At 55.7% G+C, this 8,666-nt stretch carries 5 protein-coding genes; all 5 read left to right on the top strand.

The annotated features are described in order from the left end of the window. The first annotated feature begins 375 nt into the window (after positions 1-375). The 5 genes from GSQ91_RS10015 (at position 376) to GSQ91_RS09995 (ending at position 8,186) form a co-directional block, all read left to right on the top strand. Positions 376-1,620, top strand: coding sequence for a hypothetical protein (locus tag GSQ91_RS10015; protein WP_158821423.1), 1,245 nt, complete (start codon positions 376-378; stop codon positions 1,618-1,620). Between the two features lie 226 nt (positions 1,621-1,846). Beyond that, positions 1,847-2,491, top strand: a complete 645-nt coding sequence (locus GSQ91_RS10010) for a hypothetical protein (RefSeq protein ID WP_158821422.1) — start codon at positions 1,847-1,849, stop codon at positions 2,489-2,491. A gap of 255 nt (positions 2,492-2,746) precedes the next feature. Then, complete coding sequence (locus GSQ91_RS10005) at positions 2,747-3,439, top strand: hypothetical protein (protein WP_158821421.1); 693 nt, start codon at positions 2,747-2,749, stop codon at positions 3,437-3,439. Positions 3,440-3,523: 84 nt separating this feature from the next. Then, complete coding sequence (locus GSQ91_RS10000) at positions 3,524-4,294, top strand: hypothetical protein (protein ID WP_158821420.1); 771 nt, start codon at positions 3,524-3,526, stop codon at positions 4,292-4,294. A 202-nt stretch (positions 4,295-4,496) separates the two neighbouring features. Then, positions 4,497-8,186: a hypothetical protein gene (locus tag GSQ91_RS09995; protein WP_158821419.1), complete on the top strand. Its 3,690-nt coding sequence runs from the start codon at positions 4,497-4,499 to the stop codon at positions 8,184-8,186. Positions 8,187-8,666: the final 480 nt, after the last annotated feature.

The following is an 8,666-nucleotide window of genomic DNA, read 5'->3' as shown; positions in this document are numbered from 1 at the left end:
AACACTTCCGCCGCTTCAGTACTCGATACTGCAGAACACTCGAAGCCTTCCGCTCATGTACCGCTCTCCCCTGCGCCTGGCTTAGACTCCAGCTATATGTCGATACGACCTAAAGCAGAAGCTGAAGCTCTACGGCAGTGGCTGTAGATGTGGCGGGTGCTTCATGCTCGTTCAAGATTCGTGGTGAGTCGCAGGGATACGGACACCCTGAAGTAAAACCGGGACTAGCCGCAAAGAAGCCTGTAGACAGGCCAGGTGCGCGAACCTGCTCAAACGCGTGATTGCTGCATAGTCTAACTCCTCAGCAGAACCAAGGCTGGCCCGTGTATGGGCGAAATTGGTGACTGGCAAGCTCAAACGAATCACAGGAAAAATATGGCTCAGGTCAATGCACAAACCCTCGGTTTGCAGCTGGAAAAGGTGCGCGACAAAGTTCCTCTGCTCTATCAGCAGGATCACTCTTTGTTCGATCGCATCATGAAGCGGGATGTGGAGAAGGTCTCCTCGCGTAATATGCGCATCCCGTTGAAGATCCTTGCGGGTGGTAAGGCTCGCCAGGTAAACCCGGATGGCGGCGGCCTTGGCCGTGGCTCCGGTACTACGTATGACGTTGCGCAGGCTACGCCGGTCTATCTGGCCTTTGCGTCGGAGATGAGTTATCTCACCGAGATCTCGACCGATAGCAAGGAGAAGGCAGTTGAGAATGCGGCGAAGGCTGAGCTCGAGAATGCGATGGAGGGTTTCCGCACCTTTGTGGAAGCTCTTCTGAACACGGATGGGTCGGGGACGCTCGATTCAGTCGTGAGCGCAACGGGGACGCAGATTATCGTCAACAATGCGAATGCGTTTTATGACAACCAGGACATCCAGATCTTCTCCGGTCTGGGTGGGACTAACCGCGGCACAGTTACGATACAGTCGGTGGATGCGAACAACAAGGCGCTGAACCTGACCGGCAATATTCCCACTGGAACCACGGCTGGGGACTTGCTCATCATTGACGGTGCTCCGGGGACGGCGGCCTCTTCGTTGTTCGGCATCGAGTACCACCATGTCGACTCGAATGTGGGCACGTGGATGCAGTTGCAGAGGTCGACTTATCCTGGCAAGCTCGATACGCCGCACGTTGGCGCGGGTGGTTCGGCGATTACTCCGGCGCTGGTTCGTCTGCTAATTCAGAAGCAGCGGCGTGCTTTGGGTGCGAGCACAGGTGCGAAGGATTCCATGCTCTTCCATCTGGGGCTCGACCAGGAGGCGGCGTGGGAGCAGGTAGGCACGGTGGTGTCTCAGGTGATTACGAACCAGGTTACGGGTTCGAGCTCGCAGGACATGCTGAAGAAGAATGCACCTACGACTATCGCAGGGCGTTCGACGCTGGTGTCTATCCATGCGCAGCCGGGACGTATCGATCTGCTGGCTCCTGACCACTGGTTCCGAGCGGAGAATCGGGCGATGGATTACTACGACGTGGATGGGCAAACCATCTTCCCGACGTATGACTCGACCGGTGGTATCCAGACCTCCAATATCTTCTACCTGTTTACGGGTATGCAGATTTGTATGGATGGCCCGCGGTTTGGGGCTTATCTGGATGGGTTGCAGATTCCGACGGGGTACTAACGGCTTTGCCAGGGGGCGCGGTGAAAGCCGTGCCCCTGGTTAGGTTGTTGTGGTGCGACGGGCGAAGAACGGGAGGAAGCAGGTTCCTCGGCTGCGCTCGGAATGACAACTAGAAAAGCAAGAGCAAGAGCAAGAGCAGAAGCAGGTTCCCTGCGGGAATGACAACTAGAAAAGCAAAAGCAACGGCAAAAACGAGAATCGCTACAACAGAGAACTGAGAGCCTTCATGCTGATTCGGAATGACTACGTTGGTCCCAAGAGCGATGCTGCGGAGCGTGTTCTTCGCATGTTTGGACAGAATCCTTTTGGGGAGAATATCTATCGCGCGGTGTGGGCTCCGCAGAAGCTGATCTGGAGCTATGAGGAGCAGGTTCCGGAGTATCCGAATCTCGGCGAGCAATGGGTGCTGGAGAAGTGGTTGCCGGTCGAAGAAGATACCGGCGGCATGTCGCGGGCGGAGTGGGAGATCAAGAACTTTGACGTTGAAAGCGGTAAGAGCATTCTTGGGCCTTATCCCGCGTATGGCTATTACAACTTCTCGTTTGCGTTAGGTGAGGGCGTGCCCTGCAATGCGCAGGTGATGGAGTTAGTCGCGCAATTGATCGAGCGCGGCAAACTGCATAGCGCTGCTGAGAAGCAACTCGCTCTCAGGCAGCGTGAGGAAGATCGCAAGCTGGAGCAGAGGCAGAAGATCTCCGATGCCGTAGATGACGTGCAGACTGCAGCGATGCGCGGTGCGGCGTTCTCAGGCTTTGGTGGGCACTCGAAAGATAAGCGGCCGGAGGATGTTCGGGTCGATCTTTCTCATGAGGACTTGTTGCGGAAGAGGCCGGGGTTGGGAAGACGGGGTGGGCACCAGGTTAGGCCGTAGACGGGGGGGCCTTCGTCTGAGGTGCGGTTTTGTGGCTTCTCAAGTGGGCATGGCACGAAAGAGCTTCCGTTTAGTACATCGTTGTAATAGGGCGAACGCTATAGCTGCAGCAGACATGGGCAGGAGCGGTCGGGCTTCGCCCGATGCCCACCTTAGCCGCGCAAAGAACGCGCGTCGAAGATGGGGCACCCGAATTTTCGCCGAAGATGGGGGCCGGATTCTTGCCGATACTCACTACCTAATGAAAGGGTATTTATGATCACAGCAAATGAAGTAGCTTCAGCCGTTGGTGGGCTTAATAAGCGGTCGCGTCAGCCTATTCCGGAGTCGTTGAAGCGCAATCCGCCGCTTTATATCTTCAATATTTATGAGATGAAGCACACGCGGGGGTTGGGATCGCTGGGTACGTTCCATGTGCCGGCGTGTGAGCCGGGGGAGACTTACTCCAAACCTCTTGTGGTGAAGGGCGAATTCTTCGACGAGTTCGATCGTGGCGAAGGTACGTTGGGGTGGACCTATGAGACGGGTGCGGATGTTGCGAAGGCGATTTTGAACGTGGGCCATCGCGATGGTGCGGACCTGAGTGCGTGGGGGGTGTTTCTCTCGGAGAGTGAGAAGCCTACGCGGGCGGAGTTGGCAGCGGCTCGTGAGAAGCTTACGTCCAAGATGCGTGAGGTGCTGGCTGCGGGTGATGCGCTTGCACTGCAGGGAGATAGCGGCCTCGCACAGATCCAGTCGATCCATCGCAAGGCGGCGCACTATCTGAAGCAGCATCGCGACTGGGTCAATGCAGAGCCGGTGGAGATGCGCGATTGCCATGGCTGTGGGGCTTTTGTGAAGCCGACGCTGCCGCGTTGCCCGCAGTGCAAGGCTCCGTTCGACTTAACTAAGTGCCGTGAGCTTTGGCCGCTGGAGTATCCCGCTCCAGTTCGAGGAAATAAGGATTAGCCAAGAGCTGCGAGTCGCGAATCGAAGATAGGCTGCATCGATCCTTGTTTTCTCGCAGTTTATCGATAGTTTAGGAGATACACCATGCCACTCGTTGAACTGCCACTGCGTTCACCTTATCCAACGCTGGACCATGTGCTGCGGTTGGCACGAATTTACACCAATGATGCTGCGCAGACGCTCGACGGAAATCTGCTTGCACTGACGCAGCCCTACACGTTGGAGTATGTGAACTCGGCCTGGCACAAGTTGCAGGATGAGCTTGCAGAGGCCGGTGCTCCGCGGCTGGAGCGCGAAGTGATTCTGCCGCAGGTGCCGGTGTGTTCTTCGCTCGACCCCGCAGTGCAGGTGAGTGTGAGCTATACGGGAAGCAATGATGGTTCACTGCTTTGGCCGTCACCGTTGCTGCCCCAGGACCTGATGGAACCTATGCGGTTGCATGAGCGGCAGACGGGAATGATTGGGAACTTCATTCCTATGAAGCAGACTACCGATGGGTTGCCGCGCATTGTGCAGGGCCAGCGGCTGCGTTTATGGGACTGGAAGGACGACAGCCTGTACTTTACAGGGGCGACTCAGCTGAATGATGTGCTTCTGCGGTACTACGCCTATTTGCCCGATATTCCGGATGACCCCGAGGCTCAGCTTGGGATTCTGCGGTGCCAACGGGCGATGGGGTTCTATATTGCCGCGGAGTTTGCGGCGGCTCGCGGATCGACTGCGGCGTCCGACCTGATGAGCAAGGGTGATGATGCGGTGCAGAAGATGACTATCCGCATTGCAAGGGTGAAGCAGAGGCTTTCGCGCAGGCGTAAGCCTTATGGGCGAGTGCGTGGGAGTGCCAGTAATTATTGAGTTTGCATCGTGGATCAGTTTGTCTGCCATGCCCAAAAGCCCGCATTGGTGGCAGCTCCAATGCGGGGGTCCTTCGGCTACGCCTCAGGATGACGGCGAGGAACAGGCAACGGCAACAGCAGGAACAACAGCAGATTCCCTCCCATTCGACTGCGCTCACGGCGAATGACAGAAAGAAAAGCAAACGTTAAAAGGAGACTCTATGGACAATGCTGCTGGAGCTGTAGATCTCTCGCTTGATCTATTCGGCTCGCTGGATACGGAACTTGCGCCTTCGGATCTTCCAGAGGGAGTGTCGCCGGCCAATGTTGATGTGGCCTATCTTCCGGGAAGCGTGTTTACGCGTCCTTCACGCAAGGCTGTGTTTCCTGCGCCACCATCTCCACCGATCTATGCCAAGACCTATGTCCCGCCGACAAGTATCCCAGTAACTATCGAACTTGGCGAGGATGGCATGTTCCGCACGGTCGATGACTTAGGAAACTATGCTGCGATCGGATCGACCGCAGCAGGGAACCGCGCGAAATCGGTGACAGCCTTCGGGCGCGAGTATTTCGCCATCTCTGACGGCAATCTGGGGCAAGATATTCCGCGCCAGTGGGATGGGACATACTTTGATCGCGTCACGCAAGATCGGCCCGGCGCATGCGCTGCCGTACAGAGTGTCCCTCTTCCGGCTGTACAGATGACGTCGTCTGGAAACACGCTAGTCCGAAACAACAATCAGGTGCTCTGCGCGACGGCAACAGCGCATGGCCTCAAAGTCGGCTACCAGGCTCAGATTTCTGGCATTCCAGACTCCAATTCCACCACGGTCAATCAGACAAACAATGCGAATACCTTGCTCGCCATCAACGATTGGCAGCTTATTCCCGGCGGAACTCCCACTAGTCATTTCGAGACCATCAATGAGCCTGTCACTACAGCTTTGGGCGATATGGTTTGTTCCGGATTTGGGTTTTCAATTCCGAACACCGCGACCATTCTAGGAGTTGTCGTATCAGCGGCGTTGATTTCGGAGTCCACAACCACGAGTGTTCTCTCTCAGGTGTCGCTCTGGCAATCAGGCGCACTGCTGGGCACCGCCAAGACTCCTAGCACGCCGTTTACTACTACCTATACACCGGAAAGTTATGGCAGCTCGGGAGATGCATGGGGAGCGGCGCTTATTCCTTCTGTAGTGAACGATCCGAGCTTTGGGTTCTCTATGGCGGTTACAACGGACAACTCTCGCGTGTTTATCGAGGGCCCGTACACAATCCAGGTGTACTACACCTTATCCGCTGCGAGCACGGTAGGCATCATAAAGTCCATCGTCATCGATAATGAGACGAATCCGGGGCAGGCACTCGTTACAACTGTTGAACCTAACGGGATGTCGCCAGGCATATTCGCATCGATCAAGGGTGTCGAGCCGGGACTGATTTCGGACATCTCCGGAGTCCAATGGGTTGCAGGTCTGACGACTCTCACCACTATTGACGATCATGGGCTAGGGCCGGGAAGCGTTATTCAGGTTGTGAGCGTTTTGACCTCCACGGGTTCGACCACATTCACCTTCAATGGAACATTTACGGTTCAATCGGTGCCTTCGCCGAATCAGCTTTCATACGTTCAGGTCCCCATCACGTCCACAGATCCGGATGTCATAAACGCGACGGTAGGCACGGGAAGCATCACGGTTTCATGGCCAATCCCCGACAACACAACCACACCGAGCTATTTTGAGGTGCAGTCGTGCCCCACTCCCACCACCTTCTATATCGCCGTCAACTATTCCGATGGAACATGGTCGACCGGTACGGTGGGTTTCATTTGGGAAGGCACATTTTATGTCAGCCAGGTTGTCAGTGATACCGAGTTTTACTATGCCCAACAGGGTCCAAATGGATCAACTACCGCAATAGGAACCGTGACCCCTTTCGGGCAGGCTTCGCCCGGGACACATCAGATGGTAGTGCTTTTTCAGACACGGCAGGGTTTTATCACCGGGCCTTCGCCTTCGGTTCAATTCATCGCAAACGGTGGTCAGTACCTAAGTATTACCGGAATACCAATAGGCCCATCCAATGTAACTGCGCGCATTCTGGCGTTCACGGGTGCATCAGGAGGAAACTACTTCTACATCCCGGTTCCTGCTTCCCTGAATGGCCAAGTGACCTCGACAGCAACGCTGATTCAGGACAACTCGACCACGTCGATCATCCTTGACTTCAGCGACAATGCACTCTTTGGAGCAACCGCTATCGACATCCCGGGCAATAACCTCTTCAACCAGGTTGTTCTTGGCCCATGTCTCGGAGTCTTCTCTTATGCCGATCGTATGATCTGGTGGGGTGAGCGCAACAAGATTCCGAACCTCGTCAATATGGGGTTCGATGGCGGCTTTCTTGCGACCGCGCCTACTGTACCGCTCGGATGGTCAGTTGTGACATCTGGAGGTCAGCTCGTAACGCCGCCAGTCGACGCTGGCGGCGCATGGCAGATAACCGGGGATGGCACAGCAAACCAACTCGGGTGCATATCGCAGTCGGCGTATCAGGATTCCTACTTCGTGGCCATCCTGCAGCCTTCGACGCAATACACCTTTCGCTGCTGGATCCAATCAGGAGTTACAGGTGGAAGCGTTGTTGCGCAGCTTGTGAACTCGACTGGCGTTCTAGCCACCGCGACCATCAATATCGGCTCTACAACGGAATTCGCACAGGCTGACTTTTCAGCGATGACTGCCGCGCAGATCACGCCCGACACCGTCTTGAATGTATATGCAAGCGGTCTCAACGCAGGACAGATCGTTGTGCTCGATGAGATGGAGCTCGACTATACCGATAACCTCTATCTCACATATGCGCGGATGTCTTATGTAAACAACCCAGAAGGAATCGACGGCGTGACCGGGATCATTGGTCCGGATTCTGATTCCAATCCAGTGCGCACCTTTCAAAAACATCGCGACAGTCTGTGCATGCTGACGACTGGCCCGAACGGTTCGCTTTACGAGACGCAGGACTCGGCTGGCTCGGAACCTTCATCCTGGGATGTCTCCGAAGTTGCGACGCTCTGCGGGGCAACTTCAGTCTGGGGCGACAGCGCAGGCGAGGATTGGTTTGTATGGGCATCGGATACGGGGCTACGCGCGTTTGAGGGTGGTGCGGTCTATAAGATCTCGCAGGAGGTGCAGGGGCTGTGGGATGAGATCTCCACGCCACAACTTACAGTTGTGGTGAACGATCCTGTGGTGCGACGGATCTATGCACTAGTGACTGCCGGGAGTGTGCGGCAGACATATGTGCTCGACTACCGCGAGCTGAATACCGCGGCTGCTATCGATGGCAGCGGGCCTATCAAGGTTAGTTTTGCGGGGCGCGTGCTTTCAACTGATGTCGTGCGTAAGTGGACGACATGGACCGGTTCAGCCGTGTTTGGAGGGTTGTTGATTCTGCCCGATGGCTCCAGTCAGATGTGCTTTGCCGGAGCTAATCTCTACAAGCTGGCCAATGATCAGCAGGGCATTGACGATGATACAGGGCCGTTCCAGGCGAGTTATACGACTTATGCCTTTACTGGAACGGACAATGAACGCAACCTGCAGTTGGGGATGCATCGCAAGCTCTTTGCCTATGCTGCGTTGAATGTAGGTGGCATCGGACAGGTGAGGCTGGTTCCTCTGCCTGAGAACCTGGCGAATGCGTGGGCTCCAACGCCATGGTTGCCGCTGCAGGCTGTGAGTATGTTCGATGTAGAGTGTGGGTTGAATGTGCTGGCTACGCGGTGCTTCTTCCGCGTCGAAGGGCAGGCCACGATTACCGGCGGGCCTTCGTTCTGGCAGTTGAACAAGATGGTCTTCAGCGTTCGGCCGGATGCGTTGATTCCGGTGCGCGGGGCGTTTTAGAGGAGGCTTCGATTGCGAAGATAGACCGGGGGAAGAAAAGATGCTTGGAAGATCAGGTACGTTCTATCGCGCAGGATATCTGTGTCGCCGGGCCAACGATTGGCCCAATGACACGGATGGGCAGACGGAAGATACGCAAGACGATAACGCACGGGCACAGACGGCGATAGCTTCCCCCTCTACACCGCAGGACTCGCCAGCTTCACCGGTGCTTTTTTCGGAGAACATACCACCGGCAGGTCCGAACAATAATGCTCAAAACTTCCCCAAACCCTCCGGGCAAGCAAAGCAAGGCCTGGGTGGTAGTACTGTGCGACCAATGATTGGAACCCCACAAATGCCAAAGGTGGCACCGTTGACGGGCCAGCAACTCAGGCAGAGAATGGACGCGACACAGCCGCTACTTAATTCTTGTAAGGTGCCCTTTTCGCGTGAGATTCCGGGGTTTTCAATGGGTACATTTCTAAATAGAATGCACAA

Source organism: Granulicella sp. S156 (genome assembly GCF_009766105.1).
Taxonomy (GTDB): Bacteria; Acidobacteriota; Terriglobia; order Terriglobales; family Acidobacteriaceae; genus Granulicella.
This window is presented reverse-complemented; position numbering and strand designations above follow the sequence as displayed.